Annotated in this window: 18 protein-coding genes and 1 pseudogene; 15 read left to right on the plus strand and 4 right to left on the minus strand. The window is 32.9% G+C overall.

Features of this window, described 5'->3' with window-relative positions; genetic code table 11:
* Nucleotides 1-463: 463 nt before the first annotated feature.
* Together SLH52_RS13950 and trxA are read left to right on the plus strand one after the other, a co-directional pair.
* The gene (locus tag SLH52_RS13950) at nucleotides 464-1,819 is read left to right on the plus strand and encodes a TrkH family potassium uptake protein (RefSeq protein WP_413785533.1); all 1,356 of its coding nucleotides are present in this window, start codon (nucleotides 464-466) and stop codon (nucleotides 1,817-1,819) included.
* A 114-nt stretch (nucleotides 1,820-1,933) separates the two neighbouring features.
* Complete coding sequence (trxA, locus tag SLH52_RS13955) at nucleotides 1,934-2,257, plus strand: thioredoxin (RefSeq protein ID WP_320209889.1); 324 nt, start codon at nucleotides 1,934-1,936, stop codon at nucleotides 2,255-2,257.
* Nucleotides 2,258-2,386: 129 nt separating this feature from the next.
* Here trxA and SLH52_RS13960 read toward each other — a convergent pair whose 3' ends face one another.
* Together SLH52_RS13960 and SLH52_RS13965 are read right to left on the minus strand one after the other, a co-directional pair.
* Nucleotides 2,387-2,677 carry a hypothetical protein gene (locus tag SLH52_RS13960; RefSeq protein WP_320209890.1) on the minus strand — a complete coding sequence of 97 codons (291 nt, stop codon included), beginning with the start codon at nucleotides 2,675-2,677 and terminating at the stop codon, nucleotides 2,387-2,389.
* Between the two features lie 198 nt (nucleotides 2,678-2,875).
* A complete protein-coding gene (locus tag SLH52_RS13965; RefSeq protein WP_320209891.1) occupies nucleotides 2,876-3,172 on the minus strand; it encodes a hypothetical protein in 297 nt (98 codons plus the stop codon).
* A 518-nt stretch (nucleotides 3,173-3,690) separates the two neighbouring features.
* Between SLH52_RS13965 and SLH52_RS13970 the strand changes: the two genes are divergently transcribed.
* Together SLH52_RS13970 and SLH52_RS13975 are read left to right on the plus strand one after the other, a co-directional pair.
* Nucleotides 3,691-4,824 (plus strand): histidine kinase N-terminal domain-containing protein, encoded by a 1,134-nt coding sequence (locus SLH52_RS13970; protein WP_320209892.1) that lies wholly within the window; start codon nucleotides 3,691-3,693, stop codon nucleotides 4,822-4,824.
* 559 nt (nucleotides 4,825-5,383) lie between these two features.
* The gene (locus tag SLH52_RS13975) at nucleotides 5,384-5,848 is read left to right on the plus strand and encodes a hypothetical protein (RefSeq protein WP_320209893.1); all 465 of its coding nucleotides are present in this window, start codon (nucleotides 5,384-5,386) and stop codon (nucleotides 5,846-5,848) included.
* Between the two features lie 243 nt (nucleotides 5,849-6,091).
* Here SLH52_RS13975 and SLH52_RS13980 read toward each other — a convergent pair whose 3' ends face one another.
* Complete coding sequence (locus SLH52_RS13980) at nucleotides 6,092-6,463, minus strand: PadR family transcriptional regulator (RefSeq protein WP_320209894.1); 372 nt, start codon at nucleotides 6,461-6,463, stop codon at nucleotides 6,092-6,094.
* Between the two features lie 541 nt (nucleotides 6,464-7,004).
* Between SLH52_RS13980 and SLH52_RS13985 the strand changes: the two genes are divergently transcribed.
* From SLH52_RS13985 to SLH52_RS14035, 11 genes and pseudogenes are all read left to right on the plus strand, one after another.
* The gene (locus SLH52_RS13985; RefSeq protein WP_320209895.1) at nucleotides 7,005-9,008 is read left to right on the plus strand and encodes a glycosyltransferase family 39 protein; all 2,004 of its coding nucleotides are present in this window, start codon (nucleotides 7,005-7,007) and stop codon (nucleotides 9,006-9,008) included.
* Between the two features lie 4 nt (nucleotides 9,009-9,012).
* Nucleotides 9,013-9,990 (plus strand): glycosyltransferase family 2 protein, encoded by a 978-nt coding sequence (locus SLH52_RS13990; protein ID WP_320209896.1) that lies wholly within the window; start codon nucleotides 9,013-9,015, stop codon nucleotides 9,988-9,990.
* Nucleotides 9,983-10,387: a GtrA family protein gene (locus SLH52_RS13995; RefSeq protein WP_320209897.1), complete on the plus strand. Its 405-nt coding sequence runs from the start codon at nucleotides 9,983-9,985 to the stop codon at nucleotides 10,385-10,387. Before SLH52_RS13990 ends, SLH52_RS13995 begins: the two co-directional genes overlap by 8 nt.
* Nucleotides 10,384-11,277 carry a UTP--glucose-1-phosphate uridylyltransferase GalU gene (gene galU, locus SLH52_RS14000; RefSeq protein WP_320209898.1) on the plus strand — a complete coding sequence of 298 codons (894 nt, stop codon included), beginning with the start codon at nucleotides 10,384-10,386 and terminating at the stop codon, nucleotides 11,275-11,277. The genes SLH52_RS13995 and galU overlap by 4 nt, the downstream gene beginning before the upstream one ends.
* On the plus strand, nucleotides 11,274-12,263 hold the full coding sequence (gene galE, locus SLH52_RS14005) for a UDP-glucose 4-epimerase GalE (protein WP_320209899.1): 990 nt from the start codon (nucleotides 11,274-11,276) through the stop codon (nucleotides 12,261-12,263). Before galU ends, galE begins: the two co-directional genes overlap by 4 nt.
* Nucleotides 12,264-12,327: 64 nt before the next feature.
* Complete coding sequence (locus SLH52_RS14010) at nucleotides 12,328-13,005, plus strand: response regulator transcription factor (RefSeq protein WP_320209900.1); 678 nt, start codon at nucleotides 12,328-12,330, stop codon at nucleotides 13,003-13,005.
* The gene (locus SLH52_RS14015; protein ID WP_320209901.1) at nucleotides 13,002-14,363 is read left to right on the plus strand and encodes a HAMP domain-containing sensor histidine kinase; all 1,362 of its coding nucleotides are present in this window, start codon (nucleotides 13,002-13,004) and stop codon (nucleotides 14,361-14,363) included. The genes SLH52_RS14010 and SLH52_RS14015 overlap by 4 nt, the downstream gene beginning before the upstream one ends.
* Nucleotides 14,364-14,471: 108 nt before the next feature.
* On the plus strand, nucleotides 14,472-15,662 hold the full coding sequence (locus tag SLH52_RS14020) for an NAD(P)/FAD-dependent oxidoreductase (protein WP_320209902.1): 1,191 nt from the start codon (nucleotides 14,472-14,474) through the stop codon (nucleotides 15,660-15,662).
* Nucleotides 15,663-15,674: 12 nt separating this feature from the next.
* Nucleotides 15,675-16,559, plus strand: a complete 885-nt coding sequence (gene sigJ, locus SLH52_RS14025) for an RNA polymerase sigma factor SigJ (protein WP_320209903.1) — start codon at nucleotides 15,675-15,677, stop codon at nucleotides 16,557-16,559.
* Between the two features lie 530 nt (nucleotides 16,560-17,089).
* Nucleotides 17,090-17,782, plus strand: a pseudogene (locus SLH52_RS14030) (DNA alkylation repair protein).
* 197 nt (nucleotides 17,783-17,979) lie between these two features.
* On the plus strand, nucleotides 17,980-18,483 hold the full coding sequence (locus SLH52_RS14035; protein ID WP_320209904.1) for a DUF4275 family protein: 504 nt from the start codon (nucleotides 17,980-17,982) through the stop codon (nucleotides 18,481-18,483).
* A 422-nt stretch (nucleotides 18,484-18,905) separates the two neighbouring features.
* Here SLH52_RS14035 and SLH52_RS14040 read toward each other — a convergent pair whose 3' ends face one another.
* Nucleotides 18,906-19,862: a serine hydrolase gene (locus SLH52_RS14040; RefSeq protein ID WP_320209905.1), complete on the minus strand. Its 957-nt coding sequence runs from the start codon at nucleotides 19,860-19,862 to the stop codon at nucleotides 18,906-18,908.
* Between the last annotated feature and the right edge of the window lie 456 nt (nucleotides 19,863-20,318).

Consider the following 20,318-nt stretch of genomic DNA (forward strand, 5'->3'; position numbering starts at 1 on the left):
AAATATTGTAAATAGATTGCAATAAGCCGAATCTATAAACTGTTTGCTGTCATTTTACTATAGGTGAATGAGAATTTGTGAAAAAAATTTTTTTATACGAAAAACAACAGAAATGAAGCAATTTTAGCATGAGGTTTACGTTAAGCTCTGATGGTGTTAGTATAATGACTAATTCGTTGAATGGGGTCGATATGTAAGCGATTAAAAGCAATAAAACTAAAGGGGAATATCATTAATAGGCAATTTCTTGGTTTATCTTTGGGCATTAATTAGTTGATACTTATAATCTTTTATCAATGTAAATGCTCTTTTGAAATTTTATTGCTACAATCAAAAATATTATCTAAGATCATAATTACCTCGGAGTAAAGATGCAACGAAACGATTATTTGATAGTAAAAATCAACTCACAAACAAGTTCTTTAAAAACAATATTTAAGAAATAGGTATTGGAGAAAAAACAATGAGAATGTTAGCTAAAAGAAAATTATTGTCTTTTACACCAATTCAATTGATTGTTCTTTATTATACTGTTGCTGCGATCGTATCAACAATTTTACTCATGCTTCCTATTGCTGTTAAAGATGGTGTGGAATGGTCATTTATAGATGCTTTATTTACTGCTATCAGTGCAATAAGCGTAACAGGGCTAACTGTTGTGTCGACAGTTGACACTTTTAGTGTTCCAGGAATTTTTATCTTGGCATTTATTTTACAATTTGGTGGCATTGGATTAATGACCTTAATGACTTTTATGTGGATGTTGTTTAGAAAGAAAATTTCATATCAAAACAGAAAGCTCATTACTTATGATCAAAATCGTATTACATATAAAGGGCTTGTTATATATATTAAACAAATCTTATTGATCATTATCTCGATAGAGACTCTAGGTATGCTTGTTTTAGGCACATATTTCTTAAAGTATTATCCTAATTGGCAAACCGCATATTTACAAGGCTTCTTTGCTTCAATTAGCGCAACGACAAATGCGGGATTCGATATTACAGGGAGTTCTTTAGTACCATATGCAAACGACTATTTTGTTCAATTTATATATATCATTTTATTAATTGTTGGAGCAATTGGCTTTCCAGTCTTGATAGAACTGAGGGATAGTTTATCATTTATGAAATGGAACAAAAGGTTTCGTTTTTCACTATATGTTAAGCTCACAACACTTACTTTTTTCATTTTAATTGTACTTGGAGGACTATTGATTTTCCTCTTTGAATTTAATCATTTTTTTGCACATAAGCCGTGGCATCAAACACTGTTTTCTTCATTGTTCCATTCTGTGTCAGCAAGGAATGGTGGCCTAGCAACACTGGAATTAAATAATTTATCAACTGCTACTCAGCTTACATTGGCGATGCTTATGATCATAGGTGCATCACCTAGTAGCGTTGGAGGAGGGATACGTACAACGACCTTTGCTATTGTGATTTTAGCAATGTATGCACATATTAGAGGGCAAGGATCAGTAAAGATATTTAAGAGAGAATTAGAAAAAGATGATATCGCAAAGTCATTTGCGATTGTAATGATTGCTTTCCTCGTTTGTTCAAGTTCCGTTGTGATTTTGAGCGTAATTGAACCATTTTCATTAAAGTCGATCATATTTGAGGTTTGTTCAGCGTTTGGAACGACAGGATTATCTTTAGGGATTACACCTAGTTTGAGTAATGCTGGGAAAATAGTTATCATTTTCCTTATGTTTATTGGAAGGATAGGAATTTTAACTTTTATTTACTCAATATCTGGTGAGCAAGAACAAGAACAGCATCACTATCCTAAAGAGTATGTCTTAACTGATTAACAAACAGAAGGATTTGTGTGTATTATTCTTGTGAGAATAAAATTGTATTCCTGTATTTGAAAAAGACTTTTTTGTAACCCTTGCATTTTTATAAAAAAGATCTAATGAAATATAGTGATCAACGCTCCTAGCTTACACGTTTCTGATAAATCATTTGCAAATGAAACTAATGACGGTTTAGTATTAGTAGATTTTTGGGCACAGTGGTGTACACCGTGCAAAATGATTGGATCAATTCTTGAAGATTTAGATCAAGAGTTTAGCCATAAGTTAAAGATAGTTAAGCTAGATGTTGATGGAAATGAATTAACTGTATTAAAATATGGCATTATGAATATGCCTACATTATTACTTCTAAATAATGGTGAAGTGATTGATAAAGTCGTTGGATACAGGCGACAGGAACAATTAGTTAGTCTTATTACAAAGCATTTATAATTTAGTTTTAGGTGAAAGCTAAATAGTATAATACGTGTATTATGGATATATAGGCTTTCATACATTACTTGGTTAGAAACACACTCCTACTGAAGTAGGAGTGTGTTTTTTGCTAGTGCAAGTTAATAGTTAACGATCTTCTAATAATTCCTTAACGTCATCTACCTTAAAGTCTAGTAGGATTTCTTTTTGCAAAACACGTTTTAAAGTTTCAGCTACATTACTATTGACATCTAATAAATCACGGATAGTTACTAGCCTTTGAGATTCAAATGCCGCAACAGCTGCTTGAATTTTTTCACCTTCAGCATTCATTATGTGTGCTAGCGCTAGTTCCTCAAAACCAACTGTAACTAATAAAAATAATAGAACATTCTCTTTATCATAATCTGGTAAAGTAGGTGCAACTGGCATTCCCATAATTAAATCCCTCCTTCGTTGTTGTATTGTCTTACACTACATTAGTATGTTGAGTGATAGATATTGCTTGTTTAAATGTCTAATTCGTTTTAAAGGAAATTAAATTGTATTTTTGTACTAGAGACATACTAGAAGCAATGTTTTATAAATGTAAAAAACAACTCCAATAGAGGGAAATCGATAAACTTCCCGAATATATTAATTAATATTTAATTGAGTAATCAATTGTCTTATATCATACAACTTATTGTTTAATAGGATTTGTTGTTGATTTACACAAGTAAGTGTACGCTGAACACTTTCAGTAATAGCAAGTAACTCAGTTGTGTCAATTGTTTGATTCTTAAAAGCAGTAAATGCCATCATTACTTTCTTAGCTTCCGCTTCCATAAGTCGTGCTAAAGCTATTTCGTTTTCTGTGATAGCTTGTAATAAAAACCATAATACTTGATCCTTGTCTATATTTCCTAATTCAGGAATAACTGGTATATCCATTTTTACAATCCCCCTTTCATTTATGAGGAATTTTATTTAGTTCTAGAGGATAAAAACATAATATGCTAAATCTGTACTAGTCAGGGATGTTGAAAGTGAATAACAGTTATATTTTTATGATTCGTAGATTCTGTGTCTATGAAGTACTTAACATGCTCTTTAGAGTATTTTATGGATAAGGTTACTATTCGCTTGTGCGAAAGACTAGCATGGAAGGATTGTTTGAAATTTAAAGCTCTCTTATCGACAACTATGTAGCTATTCATACTAATTTAGGGTGCAACAATTAAATTTATGCAATTGACTTTATAATAAATGACAAAAGATGCCACGAACGTTAGGTATATACGTGTTTATTTTCTGATGTGAAAAAATGCTTAATTTACGAACAATGGGAGATTAACCAAGATAGAAAAAACCTTTCTTACTATAGTTCAATCTTCTGCTAAAATAATACATAGATACGATCACAATACAAGTTATTCACGAGGTAAATAAGTAGAAAGTGAGGCTATTGGATGAATGCAATTCGTAAGGAAATTGTACAATTTTTAGATGAAAATGTTTCAACCTTTATACAGTCTTGGAGACAACGTGTACTTATTTCAGATAATGATATACATAAGGAAGAAGTTATTAATAACGGTAAAAAAATGTTTCAGTTAGTTAAGCTTAGGTTGGAGAACGCATTAAGTGAGGGAGATGTGCGAGAATTAGCGTACAAGGTAGCTTCAGAAAGAGTAGAAGCGAATATTAATATTGGAGATTTAGTATTTAATGTTAATGAAGGCCGCAAAGAAATTAATAACTGGATTATCAGCTCAGGATTTCCTTACGATAAACTCATACAGATTTTAGAAGAAATCAATACCATTTTTGATCAATTCTCGTATTACACAGTTAAGAAGTATACAGAAATTAAGGAGGAACAATTAGAGGAGAAAACTCTATTTATTGATCAAACACATAAAGAGCGCTTAACCATTTTAGGGCAAATGTCTTCAAGCTTTGTGCATGAATTTAGAAATCCGTTAACAACTGTTATTGGTTTTACAAAGTTAATTAATAATGAATATCCAACGATAAAATATATTGATATTATCGAACATGAGTTACATCAATTAAACTCACGTGTCACTCAATTTCTTCACGTATCAAAAAAAGAATTAATAAACGGTGACAAATTCGAAGTTTCCTTAAAAAAATTGTTTGATGACCTACTAAATTTCATTTATCCAAGCATTGTAGATGGAGATGTTAAAGTTACTAAAAATATTCATTCCGATATTAGTGTTTTTGCAAATCAAGAGGAGCTTAGGCAAGTTTTTTTAAACATCCTATTAAACTCTATAGACGCATTGCAATATGTTAGACACACAAAAATAATGAATATTGATTGTAATACATCTGATGGAAAAGCTGAAATTACGATTTCAAACAATGGACCTGTCATTCCTAAAGAGATCATTGCAGTGATTTTTGAACCGTTTTTTACAACTAAAGAATTAGGTACTGGAATTGGTTTGTATATTTGCAAGAAAATAATTAACAAACATGAGGGAGAAATTAGTTGTGTTTCAGATGAAAAGTTAACTACATTTTCTATAAAGCTTCCTTTGTTTATCAAAAAGGGGAAATGCGCCATTTCATAACAAATAATTGTAGGGTAATAAGAGGCTTTTGTAATGGAAAAAGTAAAGTGTGGATGAAATTTCCTCATAGGATAACCGGCTAACAACAAGGTTTAACAAGAGAAGTATTGGTAAAAACAAACCTTTTTCAATGGCTATTGTAGTTATTAATTTAAAACAACCTTAATCAAAGGTTGTTTTTTACATAGTGTTTTAATTCTTTACTCCTATTTAGTAGCAGCTCAGAATATATAAATAGACTATTTGTAACAGAAAATATGATACTCAACTATTAAAATTATGTCTAGAGAAATAGCGCAAAAATATAGTACTAGTTCAGTATCTGTTACATTAACTGGGGATAGCGGGACAAGTTAGGAAAGGAGTCATAAATAGATGAGATTTACGGTACTGTAGCAAGAAAATGAAGGTGGTAAACCATGAACCTTACCCAATTGATAGGGTGTATCTTTAATGAGCTAAGCTTTTAACAGCTAAAACGTATATTTTTATGATCTTTAAATTTTGAATAGATGGTTTGGCGTCATCTGTTTTAGTATTAATAAGAGGAGAGAGTATGTTGAGAAAGAAATTGGCCATTATCTTATTTGTTATAGGGGTTTGTATAATAGAATTGATGTATTTTATGACTCAAGCTAAAAAATATGTTTCATTAGCACCAATTTCAGTACATGTAGTTTTATTAACTATGGCAGGAATCATAACATTTAAAGAAATTTCAAATTTAGATCAAAAAGCAATTATTAGCCATTTCGTTAAGAAAGTAGGCCTTAGTATGTTCATATTAATATTACTCCCTATTAGTTTTTTAATGACAAAGCCAGAATACTCATACTCTCAGGCACAAAAGGTTATTGCGGATAAAGAATTCGTGACAATTGTACACAATAACAGGAAATCAATAGAGGACAAGGATGAAGGGACCAGGTTTTACGTTATCACATGTACGAAAGATGGCGATACTATTTCCTTCATATTTAATCCTTATGATGGATCATATGAGGAACTTCAAATGAACCCTTAAGTAAATTATGTTAACATCCTCATCTAGTTTATCGAATGACCTTTCTAGTTTAGGTTTTGACCGATAAACTAACGAATTTGAACCGATAAAAACAATTTTCCTGCATCTTCAGTAGTTCAAATAAGCAGCAACCAGGTGATGCTTGACACCTCCCGATTGCTTAGTATGGATGAAATTTAATTTTTTATCTTTTATGACGTTCTTCACTTTGTCACTGAACTTCTATTCTAGTGAAATTATCTATCATTTATACACTTGCGTCATGACTTTATCTAAGACCTTCCGTTGTTCTTCAAAAATACTATAGTATTTTTTCTTCAAAACATCAAATTCTTCTTTTCCTGCATTCGTTAATCGATATAAATAAATCCTCTGTCTCTTACCTTTAATATGAACTTCTCTAGTTAATAGGCCATCTTCAGTCATTTGAGCAAGCGTATTTAGAAGCGTTGATGGGGCAGGGCACCATTGGCCACCGAGGGTGCGAAATTCTTTTTTAAATTGTTCACTATACATCGTTAGCCTCGTTGTCAACAAATACAAAATATAGAATTTCACAAATTGTGCTGCACTCATATTTAAGGCAAATCGTTTAGGCTCACTAGACTTATCCATATAATACCTCCTTTTATCAAATTATACCATATTACTACTTAGTAGCATCTCAGAATGTTATTTTAAAAGATATTTACTAAGAAAAATCATTTTCATCTTAGAGTGTCAAGTTTTTATCCTTCATTAAATGATGTATAGCACTGCTTAGCAGTATCCCTATTAATCCAAGCTTAAAATACCAAACCGATGTGAAGTGTTTTATAAAAAAAGATAAGACGACTTGAAAAAATGGCTACGTGTATTTCATACTTGTTCTCAGTCGTTAGAAGAGCATAATTCAGAGTAAATCATATTTTCATCTATTACAGATTAAGAACATTTAACCTTGAATAAATGCACGCAAATTTATGTTTACATAAGTCGTTGCAAACTTATAAATTTACAAGTGCTAAATAGCAAAAAACCTATAAAAACAGAAAAATGAACATTCTTATCAATTTAAGTAAAACGTAAATTCTACCAATTCGTTACACTTGTTCATAATCAGTTCATATTCAGGTGATAAATTGTAAGCAGATAATTTAAAGGAGTGATTAACTAGATGCTCAAGCATGTAAAAAAACCAGATTATTTACTCATACTTATTATTCTATTAGCTGCTGTACTGAACATTTATAACATATGGACAGATGATTATGCTAATCCATATTACACTGCAGCTGTAAACAGTATGATGCAAAGCTTTGAAAATTTCTTTTTCGCATCTTTTGATGCTGCAGGCTATGTAACAGTGGATAAACCACCAGTTGCGTTTTGGATTCAGACCATTAGTGCATTTATTTTTGGATTTCATGGTTGGAGTGTCATATTACCACAAGCATTAGCTGGAATAGGGTCGGTAATATTGATGTATGTTCTCTTAAAACCATCTTTTGGTACCACAGCAGCTAGAATTGCCAGTTTAGTCATGGCATGTACCCCTATCGCAGCAGCAGTAAGTCGTACGAATAATATTGATAGTCTTTTAGTATTTACGTTGCTTTTAGCTACTTGGTTATTATTTAAAGCAGTTAAAAATGAAAAGGTTCTATGGCTCATTGGTTCATTTGCTGTAATCGGCATAGGGTTCAATATGAAAATGCTTCAAGCTTTCATGGTATTACCTGCTTTTTATTTATTTTATTTGTTAGCTACAAAAATTGATTGGAAGAGGAAGGCGAAAATATTATCTGGTGCAACTGTTGTTTTATTGGTCGTTTCATTATCGTGGGCGGTCATAGTTGAATTAACTCCAGAAGAGAATAGGCCTTATGTTGGAAGCAGTCAAACAAATTCCGTCTTAGAATTGGCTTTCGGTTATAACGGAATTTCTCGCTTAATTGGATTACAGAAAGGTGGTACTGAGCCTGTATCTAACGAAGAAGGTAATGGTACCCCTCAACAAATGTCACCAAATAGAAGTAGGGGTGGTATGCCTAGTGGGGGACCACCAAATGGGCAGATGACTCCAGAGATGGAAGAAAGAATGAAAGAAATGCAAGAACAAATGGAAAGTGGAGAAGGTATACAAAGTGGTAATAATCCAATGATGGGTGGCGCCCGCCAAATGGACGATACTGGTGAACCTGGATTGCTAAGATTATTTAGTACAGCCCTATCAGATCAAATTAGTTGGTTCATTCCATTTATATTGATAGCAAGTATCGGGTTGCTTATGAAGATGAGAACCTTAAGAAAAATAACACAAGAAAATAGTCAAATATTATTTTGGATATTATGGTTTATACCTATAGCAGCTTTTTTCAGTGTAGCATCCTTTTTCCATTCATACTATCTCGTCATGCTTGCTCCTCCAATAGCTGCACTTACAGGTATAGGTTGGGTGGCATTAGTAAAATCGTATCTTAATGATAATGGCTGGCAAAAATGGCTCTTTCCAATTGCTATTTTAGTAACAACACTATTTGAGCTATACATTTTAATGACAAATGGAATAGTAATTGGATTAGGATTACCTTTAGTTGTTGGTTTATTAGGTATAGGTTTGTCATTAGCATTGTTTATGATGAAAAAAAATAATAAGTTCTCTTATCTTACATCTATAGCTAGTCTTCTAGTCTTGTTAATTGCACCTTTCTATTGGTCAGCGACACCGATGCTTTACGGTGGAATGGCTATGCTTCCGGCGGCGGGACCTGATATAAAAAATACACAAGGTATGGCGCAAATGATGATTGGAGATGCTGACCCGAAAACGATCGAGTATTTAACAGAAAATAATACGGGCGAGGAGTATTTGTTTGCTACTGCGAAAGCAACTACGGCAGCTCCATACATTATCGAAACAGGTGAGGCAGTAATGGCTATGGGAGGATTTAGTGGAACCGATTCAATTTTAACGGTTGAACAGCTTAGTGACATGGTCAAGGAAGGGAAGGTTAAATACTTCATATTGACATCTGAACTCATGGGTAGAGGTTCGGGTGTAGAAGATTGGATCAAAGAACACGGCACGGAAATTCCTAAGGATCAATGGCAATCTACTTCTAATGAATCCCAAATGAGCGGAACGATGACGTTATTCAAAATTACGGAGGTGGATTAAGCCGATGAATGAGCATGTTAGGTATTCTATTATTGTCCCTGTCTACAATGAAGAATCTGTTATTCATGAGACGTACTGTCGTTTAAAAGAAGTTATGGAAAGTACAGCCGAAGTTTATGAATTATTGTTCGTCAATGATGGTAGTCAAGATAACACTGCTTCTATAATAAAAAATTTCTGTGACGATGATCCATCAGTAAAGCTAATTAATTTTGCTAGAAATTTTGGTCATCAAATCGCAATTACAGCAGGGATGGATTATGCAAAAGGTGATGCCATTGTAGTGATTGATGCTGATCTACAGGACCCACCTGAATTAATTCTACAAATGATAGAAAAATGGAAGCAAGGATTCGATGTGGTATACGCAAAACGGATCAAACGCGAGGGAGAAACGCTCTTTAAAAAACTAACAGCAACTTTATTTTATCGTGTATTAAGGGCTTCAACAGATATTGATATTCCTGTTGATACAGGTGATTTTCGTTTAATAGATCGTAAAGTATGTAATGAGATGAAAGGGATTCAAGAAAAAAACCGTTTTGTACGAGGTTTAATAAGTTGGGTTGGGTTTCGACAAACAGCTGTAGAATATGTACGAAATGAACGGTTGGCTGGGGAAACAAAATATCCATTTAAAAAAATGTTGAAATTATCGTTAGATGGCATTACAACCTTTTCCTATAAACCTTTAAAGCTAGCAGGCTATACAGGTGGATTTTTATCCATCACGGCCTTTCTATATATGGTATTTGTTATCTACCAAAAACTATTTACAAATAGTACAGTAGATGGATGGGCTTCACTTATCATTATTCAACTGTTCTTCAGCGGCATTATTCTCATCTTGTTAGGAGTGATTGGCGAATATATTGGTCGTATTTACGATGAAACAAAGAATCGTCCTCTATATATTGTTAGTGACAGCTATGGTGTAGAAACGCACGAAAGAAAAGTCACAAGTAGTGTTGTGCATGAATAACAAAGGAAATCGTTTTCTTAAATTTAGTATTGTTGGTGGGATTAACACAGGCATCGATTTTGCTATATTTTCACTATTGGCCGCTATGGGCATGAATTATTTAATAGCGCAAATCATCTCCTATGGAGGTGGTTTGCTTAATAGCTATTTTCTTAATAGGAGATGGACATTTCAGCAGCAAGCAAGAGTTGAAATAACCGAGGTTGTTAAATTTATCTTAGTTAACTTGATGACGTTAGTAATTACTTCAATCCTACTTGCATTTTTATACAACGAATTAAACTTGCCATTATTATTATGCAAATTGCTTGCGACAGGGTTTGGTGTCTTTATTAACTTTATTGGCAATCGAATTTGGGTTTTTAAAAATTCTGAAGAAAGAGGCGAAAGTGTATGAAGATAAAGAAAGCAGTCATTCCAGTAGCAGGGCTTGGGACACGATTTTTACCAGCAACAAAAGCTCAACCTAAAGAAATGCTCCCAGTAGTTGGCAAGCCTGCAGTGCAATATATCGTAGAGGAAGCTGTTCAGGCAGGTATTGAAAGTATTATTTTTGTTACAGGAAAAAACAAGAAATCGATTGAAGATCACTTTGATAAATCTACAGAATTAGAGCGGATGTTAGAAGAAAAAGGAAAAATAGCTCAATTGAAGGAAGTACAGTCTATATCATCAATGGCAAATATTTATTATATTCGTCAAAAAGAACCGTTGGGCTTAGGGCATGCGGTGCTTTGTGCAAAGCAATTTATAGGGGATGACCCATTTGCAGTCTTACTTGGTGATGATATTATGATTTCTAAACCTCCAGCGATCAAGCAAATGATGAATGTATATGAAAGAACTGGCGTTCCTATCGTAGGCGTGCAACAGGTGCCACTATCAGATGTGAGTAAATACGGAATTATTAATCCAAGTAATAAAAAAGACGAGGTTTACCATATTCATGATCTAATTGAGAAACCCGATTTAAAGCAAGCTCCTAGTAATTTAGCTATTTTAGGAAGGTATATTTTAAATCCTTCAATTTTTCCTATTTTAGAAACAATTGAAAGAGGAGCCGGTAATGAAATACAGCTGACAGATGGATTACGACACGTTTGCAAAAAAGATGGCTTAATGGCTATTGAGCTGCAAGGGAATCGTTATGATATAGGAGATCAGCTAGGATATACAAAAGCTATTGCAGAAATTGGACTTCAAAGACCCGAATTAAGATCAAAACTTCTAGCCTATTTTGACCAACTTCTAAAAAACGAATCTCAAAAAAAGGAGCTGGTCAAATGAAAGCAGTATTAGTAACTGGAGGAGCAGGATATATTGGCAGCCATACTGTTCAAGAGTTGCTGCGTCAGAACATTAAAGTCATTGTATTAGATAATCTGTCTACTGGTCATAAAGAAGCTGTTAATAGTCCCTATTTCTATATAGGTGACATAGCTGATGATGAATTATTACGTGATATTATTTATACGCATCAAGTTGATTCAATCATACATTTTGCTGCTAAAAGCTTAGTTTCAGAATCATTAATTAAACCTGAAGAATATTTTCGTGAAAATACTTTTAAAACGTGTTCTTTTTTTGAAAAAGCTATACAATATGGTGTGAAACGAATTGTTTTCTCCTCAACAGCTGCTGTTTACGGAATTACAAAAGATGAACCGATAAATGAAATGTCTACGATAAAACCGATTAATCCATATGGTGAGTCCAAGTACTTTACTGAGCGATTTTTATATTGGTTAGGAAAAAAGCATAAAATACAATGGATCGTTCTACGTTATTTTAATGCAGCAGGAGCTTCTTTAGATGGAGAAATCGGTGAAGATCATCACCCGGAAAGTCACCTTATTCCATTAATACTACAAACTGCATTAGGAAAGAGAGAATTTATTTCTGTGTTCGGAAATGATTATCCAACATTTGATGGGACGTGTATTCGTGACTATATCCATGTCATTGACTTAGCAAATGCACATATCAAAGCGTTAAAAGCTTTGTTGGAGGGTAAAATAGTTTCAAATATATACAATGTAGGTACGGGTAAAGGATATTCTGTTGCAAATGTAATCAACGTAGCCAGAGAAGTTACTAATAGAAGTATTCCTATCGAATTTGAACTAAGAAGGGAAGGAGATCCACCTATATTAGTAGCTGATAGTACTGCATTACAAAAACAACTAAAGTGGAAACCAGCATTTAGTGATCTTACAACGATTATTGACAGTGCTTGGAATTGGCACTTTACCCATCCGAACGGTTATAAGTGAAAACTTAATTAAAAAAATATAAACATATAAAGTATAGGCATGGTAAAGGTAGGAGGGGAATAAAATGCTGCAAATTTTAGTTGCAGACGATGATAATCACATTCGTCAATTAATTACTCTTTACCTAGAACAAGCTGGGTTTAAGGTGATTCAAGCTTCTAATGGTAGAGATGCTTGGGGGAAACTAGAAGAATATAAAATTAATCTAGCTATTGTTGACATTATGATGCCATATAAGGATGGCTGGGAATTGACAGAGGAGATTAAAGAATTTTTTGATATACCTGTTCTCATGGTTACAGCTAGAGGAGAATCACAAGATAAGTTAAAAGGCTTTAAAAAGGGAACAGATGATTATTTAGTCAAACCCTTCGATCCACTAGAAATGGTCGCACGTGTAAAAGCGTTACTAAAGCGATATCAGATAGAAGCAAGTGATATATTGTATATTAGTCATACAAGGTTAGATAGAAAACGATTACAAATATCTTTTGAAAATGAACAGATGACCTTACCTCCAAAAGAGTTCGAGTTACTCTTTACTTTAGGTAGTGTAGCTGGAAAAATATTCACAAGAGAACAGCTAATTCATCAATTGTGGGGCTATGACTATGAAGGAGATGAGAGGACTGTGGATGTTCATATAAAAAGATTGAGAGAGCGTTTTTCAAAGAAAGACACAGGTTTTGAAATTAAAACAATCCGTGGACTAGGGTATAAATTAGTGAGTCTAAGTCAATGAAAACAATATATGCAAAATTGATAAGTTCTTTCATCATTACAATCTTGTTAAGTATGATCATAGCCTTTTACTTCGTAACGGCATTCAATAAAAGGGACATTCAACATAATTTAGCAACTAACATGAAGAGCGTTGCATACGAATTCATTCAATTATATGGTAAGGAGAATGCACAACAAGCTGTCTCATTTTTTACTAATATGTCCTTTACGGGATATACATTTATCATATATGATGAGCTTCTTCAAAAACAAGAAGTTGGAGAACGTACAATACAAGCTACCATTCATGAAGAGGACATAGTTAAAGTGTTAAATGGTGAAGAGCATACTAATTATGTAAAAGGGGTAAACCCACCTTTTAATTCAATTATCGGTGTGCCATTTGAAGAGCAAGGCAAGCAATATGCGTTGTTTGTGTTATCCAACCCTGAAAAACAGATCAGATCTTCTCGGAAAATACAACTAACTCAGTTAGCATTTGTGCTTATAATAGGGAGCTTGTTCTTCTTATATATATCAAAACTACTTGTGCAGCCTATCAAAGAATTAATCAAAGCAACAGAAGAGGTAGGAAATGGAAATTATAAAGTGGAAATTCCGGTTACCTCTAAAGATGAAATTGGTTCATTGACAAGCCATTTTAATAAAATGACGAAAGAGTTAAGTAAAATAGAACAAATGCGCCAAGATTTTGTTGCAGGAGTCTCTCATGAAATTCAATCACCACTCACGTCTATACATGGGTTTGCTAAAGCATTAAAAAATAATGAGATTGATCAACAGGCAAAAATGGAGTATTTAACTATTATTGAACAAGAAAGTACGAGGTTGTCTCAACTAGGAGGAAACTTATTAAAATTAGCCTCACTCGATTCAGAACATCATCCTTTTACATTAGTCCGTTATCGTGTAGATGAGCAAATTCGTCGTGTGATCACTTCTTTAGCTCCTCAATGGGAAGCAAAAGAATTACTATTGAATATCCAATTACCAGAAACTTATTTTAAAGGTGATGAAGATTTGTTAGAACAAGTTTGGGTGAATCTCCTTAATAATGCAATCAAGTTCACTCCTCGATTAGGGAGCATCGACATTAACTTAACTACAGATGAATCTAAAGTAACCTGCTCCATCACTGATACAGGACCTGGAATACCAGAAGAGGATCTCAAATATCTATTTGAACAGTTTTATAAGACTGATCATTCTAGATCTTCAAGAGGAAGTGGTTTAGGACTTGCTATCGTAAAAAAAATAGTTGAAATGCACGGTGGACAAACTATGGCTATTAGCGAACTCAATAATGGAAGTACATTTGTCGTTACACTACCAATTAATCAAGAAAACGAGAAATAAAAAGAAATTTTTAATACTGCTAATCAGACTAGGTTTTTATAAGAATTTCCCTTACTTTTGTCACAAACTTACCTCCTTACTCGTTATAAGGGCAAGGAGGCGAATAAAATGAAAACAATTGTGATATTAGGCGGAGGTTACGCTGGAATAAACTTAGTAGACAGTTTGAAGAAAGAATTAAAAGACCAGCTAGGAACAGCAGTGAGAGTTATATTAGTTGATAAAAACTCGTATCATTTTCGAAAGGTACTATTAGTAAAAGCAATTACCGAAGATGCAGACGACTTACAACTAAAAGTTCCCTTTCAACGGTATGTTTCAAAGGGTATTGAGGTGTTACAAGGGGAAGTCACACGTATTAATAAGGCTGGTAATATTGTTGAAATTGAAAAGGAAGACCACCAAGTAGTTGAGCTTCATTACGATTATTTAGTCATTACGCTAGGTAGCAGAGTTAAGGACAATGAGCACTTTTTTGGGGGTATGACACTTAAGGATGAAAGTAGCGCACATGCTATTAAAGATAGGTTAATAGACTTAATAAATAACACAAAAAAACTCAATTCTGATCATAAAAGGCAAAGCAATTTAAATATCGCATTAGTTGGTGCTGGAATAACAGGAATTGAAACTGCATGTGAGCTTGCTGTGTGGCTAAAAGAACAAGCGTTAGTGCATGGTATTGATCCGAGTGGAGTAGAAGTTCTTTTATTCGATCCGAAAACACGGCTTCTACACGAAGCACCTGAACATATTAGTTCCAGATTAGAGAAAAAGATGAACAAATTTGGTGTCAAGTTTTTTTCTAACACAAGGGTAAAGGAATTCAAGAATGGATACCTAGTCTGTACAGATGGAAGAAAATATGAAATAGGCTTATGTGTCATTACAAACGGTGTGGAAGTTAATCCAACCATCAAACAATTTCAATTACCACTATCTGATCGAAATCAACTAATTGTTAACGTTTGTTATGAAGTAGAAGGGCACCAAAACATTTATTCAATTGGAGACTGTGCTCGAATAATTGACCCTATTACAAATGAATACGATGGAATGACATGTAAGGAGGCTATTCCACAGGCACAGAGGTTGGCTAAAATTATTAAGAATAAAATGACTAAACAGCCAAATCATATCGTTCATACTAGCTACCCTGTTAAGCTATTTTGTGTTAGTTTAGGACCAAATGAAGGATTTGTTTGGATTCAAAAATGGGGTATGAATTTTACGTTAACAGGCCAATTAGGGTTGAGATTCCGCAATTATACATGGAATCTTGCAAGTTTACTAAAGTGACGGTGAAGGATATTGGAAAATTCATTAATTCAGCAACTTTATATAGATTATAAGCCACTTCTTTTTTCTCTTGCTTACAAAATGACTGGGAGTGTTAGTGATGCAGATGATGTCGTCCAAGATGTGTTTTCTAAATTAACAAATTATGAGCTAAAGAACAATCAAAACGTGAAAGCATTTCTTTGTAAGTTAGTGACAAACCGTTCCTTGGATTTGCTAAAATCATCAAGGAAGAAGAGAGAAATATACACTGGAACTTGGTTGCCAGAGCCAATTGTTCAATATGAAGATCCATTAAATCATGTAATGGCAGAAGAAGACATTTCTATTGCTCTTCTCTTTTTGTTCGAATCATTAAATCCAATAGAAAGAGCAATTTTTATACTACGAGAAATTCTAGAATACGATTATAAAACCGTAGCTGATATCGTTCAAAAGTCAGAGAGCAACTGCCGAAAAATATTGAGTAGACTGAAAAAAGAACTTCCTGATCTTAATAAAGAACTTCTTCCTATTCCTGCTGAGGAGCATGAACAAACAGTCGTAACATTTATCTCCGCCTTCCAAACTGGAAAAGTAACAAACCTCGTAAAATATTTACAAAACGATATCACTTACTATGCAGATGGTGGTGGTAAAAAAGCAGCTGCATTACGTCCAGTCATAGGTAAAGAAAAAGTAAGCGCATTATTTAAGGCACTTGCTATTAGACTTTTGGAGGAAAACTACAAATTTCAATTGAATACAGTAAACGGGCAAGCAGGTTTGACCATTTTGGACCCAACAGGATTCACTGCTGTGGTCTCCTTCAAAGTCTATGAAGGTAAGATAAAAGCCATCTACTATATTGTTAACCCTGATAAAGTTAGACATATTCAAAATGATGTGAGCATTTAATAGTAAATTCCAGCCGATACCTCAAAAAACCTTTGGGGTTATCGGCTTATATTTTTATACACACAGTCATTTTTTTAGGAGATCATATGAATGAATAATAGCAAAATAATTAACTCACAGATATTTGATAATAAGCATAATTAATAGTTTATTTTTTGTTGTGGTACATAATGACTGCAAGACTCTATTGGACTTTTTTAACATATTATGAAAATTTGGATGTACCGAGTATAAATACAGCTAATAAATACACCTTTTAAGTTCCTTTGATGATATACATAATATTCGGAATAAAAATGTAATCTTAGTATTTGCGGTCAATCTCTCCATTACAAATAACCGACACATTTTTGTAACTATACCTTTCTACAAATGATTTCGTATAATAATATTAAGTGTAATACCTAAATAATGGATACTAAGTGAGGTAGTTTTCAAGCTAATACATACGAGGACCAGTTTTAATGTTATTAAGTCTAAGGTTCAGTCAATATTAGAAAAATTAGTTTAATAATAATGGGTGAGAAAAAATGATTAAAAACCAAGTAGCCAATAACAATAATAGTGTATTATTAGAAGTTCATAAACGAATAGATGGTATTACGAAAAACTCGAATGTTAAGACCTATCAAATAAGATCGATTTCCTCAAGTGTATTTAAACTAATTGATAATAAATCAATTGCAAATATACTTCTACTTTGTGAAAAACTGTTAGAGAAACGTAAATGGGAGTATGGGGTTATTGCGTATGATTGGGCTTTCAGAATTAAAACACAATATAGTAAAGATACTTTCCTTGTTTTTGAAAGATGGCTAAAAACATATGTAACAGGGTGGGGAGATTGTGATGATTTCTGTACTCACGCTTTTGGAGAGCTATTAAGTCAAAATAATAGCTTATTTCCTAAGGTTGTTCAATGGACATAACACACTGATTTTTGGGTAAGGCGTGCAGCAGCTGTTATTTTAATCTATCCAATTAAGAAGATGAGGTTTGATGAACTAGAACCGTTTAAAATTGCAGATCATTTGATGAATGATGAACATGACTTAGTTTTAAAAGGTTATGGATGGATGCTTAAAATATATTCAACTGTTAAACCTGATGAAGTCTATCATTATGTGAAAAATAACAAAATGATTATGCCTAGAGTTTCTTTTAGATATGCGATTGAGAAATATGATGATAATACAAGGAAATACTTGATGCAGAAAAACTAATACAACAACATTTTAAGATATGCAACATGAGATGTAAGTGTTTACTAGTGTTCAAGACAAAAAAGTCATTCAACAATCTGGCGCTTTTCGAATAGATAAACGTCATTTTGAAAGGGGATTTTATTTATAGCTTACAAATAATCATAATTGTTGTAAACTACATGTTGGAGTAAAAAATTTTCATTGTAGGTGAAATCATGAATTCGAATAGAGAACAGTTGAATGCAATTATTCAGGAATTAACTGATGATGCGGTTTTTGAATTGACATTTTATGCAAAAGAAATCAAGTCAAGATACGAGTTTAAAGATAAGATGGATAAAAAAGGGGTCGGACTTACCTATATTGGTAATGCTGAAGTAAGGAAACGATGGGAAGATACATTTACGAATTCCATTAGTCAAAGAAAAAAAGATGAAATCTTTTTACACCAGTATCTATGGCATATTTTCAGCTATAAAGTATTACCTTGTAAAGAAAAAGAAAAAGCCATTGAAGCTTTCAATAAAGTAAAGAAAAATAAAGTTTACGTTTTTTATCAAAATACATACTCATATTCACTTGAAAGTGCTGAAAATATTACGACAGAGGATTTTAAAGGTGAAAAGGATATGTATATAGTTAACGAAGATTATACATGGACTTATGTACAAACCCATGAACAAGAAGCAGGATTGGGTCCTTACTTTTTTGAATTATAAGCATAGATAAAAATTATATAACTTAGGAATTTAGTAAGTTAATTAACGGCTAGAATGAACGATAGTAATCTTCAGCAATAAGGTGACTTTTTTTCTAAGAAGTGCGTCTTTCATTACTGAAAGGGCTAAATCGTCTATTAGTTCCAGTTCTTAAGAATAGAAAAAAATAAAACAATTATTTTACATAATAAGTAATCTTCTTTGTTGTATATCGTTTGTTAAGAACCTTGCTCTTATTAACATAGAAAACACCAAAAAACAGTGTAAATTGACCCTTAAATGGTTATGAATTAACAGCTAAATTAACAGTGAAATAGCAAAATAAAGAGGAGCTGGGATAATCTAGCTCCTTTTCCTATGGACATAAATGACATCATCTTCTTCTACAGCATCTGATAGTTTACCACAATCCCTTAGCTCCATTAGAACAATGGCATTAGATGCTTTCTAATCAATTCAATTCTATCCTTGGCACGTGGCATGTAGCAAGAAGCAATAGTAACTACCATTTCCTTCTTAGGGTTTATGAAAATTACATTTCCTCCATCACCTAAAGCTGCATAGCCATCATCAACAACCCACCACAAGTAACCATATGGCACGTCTAACCATCGACTTTTTTCTGTTGTGCTGTCTTCTATCCATTTAAAGGATACAATTTGCTTACCGTTCCATACACCGCCATTTAAATATAATTGACCTATTTTTATCATATCCCTTGGAGTTAAAGTAAGCCCCCAACCAGCCGAATTTACACCTTTAGGGTCTGCTACCCAACCAGTAACATACTTATCCTTTAGAAAAGCTAAATAGTCTTCTTTATTTTGTATAATAACATTATTAGGAACTTTGATTTCAAGAGGTTTAAATAAGTTCTCTTCAGCGAAATCAAGCACTGATTGACCAGTTGCGATCGTTAGAATACCTGATAAAATATTTATGCCAACAGTAGTATATTTAAACTCCCCTACATCACTTTTCCCCCCTAGCAAATCTAATGCAGCTTTTACCCAATCATCACTTGAATAGACCTTTGTATATGGCTCTGACTTGTATTTAAATGGTGCAGTCATTGTCAACAAATCTTTTATGGTGACATTTTGTATTGTTTTTTCGCCACGCTTAATTGTATAATCAGGGAAAAATGTTAATACTTTTTCTTCAATATTGTTAACATATCCTTTATCTATTGCAATACCAATAAGAGCTGATATGATACTTTTTGTTACAGATGCTACATGCAATACATCCTCTTGTGTATACCCATCAAAATATTTTTCGTAAACCAAACTTTCATTTTTTGCAATAGCAATACCTGCTATATTGGAATAATCATTTTTTACTAAATCTTCAAAATTAGAAATAGAATTATTATTCATTTTCGCCTTTTCGTATAGACACATTGACGTTAAATATATCAATACACTCCTTTCGTTAAAATCTAACAATATTGTTGTAATTAAGAATAATTTGTTATAAAAATATATTCAACTATTTATTTACAAAAAAAATAAAATGGTCCTGGTGCAAATAAATTATAGAATGAGAACACCTAGATATAATGACTCTAAAAAGGTGTGAGTGTATGATGAAACACGAAAATTGATTGAAATTAAAGCGTTATCAAAGTAAATGTTTGCTACGGTTATAAACACTTAGAGATAGTTTTTAGAGATTAACTGTATAATAAAATACTGAAAAAAAGAATGTTAATGATAAAACTATAAGAACAACAAACCTCATTTTCTTTGAGGTCGGAAGATAAGTAAACTTTACTGTCGTATGAGGAAAAAACAAACTTATTGTAATGATAATACCGATAAAACCCAAAAGAA

It is taken from the genome of Cytobacillus sp. IB215665 (assembly GCF_033963835.1).
Taxonomy (GTDB): domain Bacteria; phylum Bacillota; class Bacilli; order Bacillales; family SM2101; genus Nanhaiella.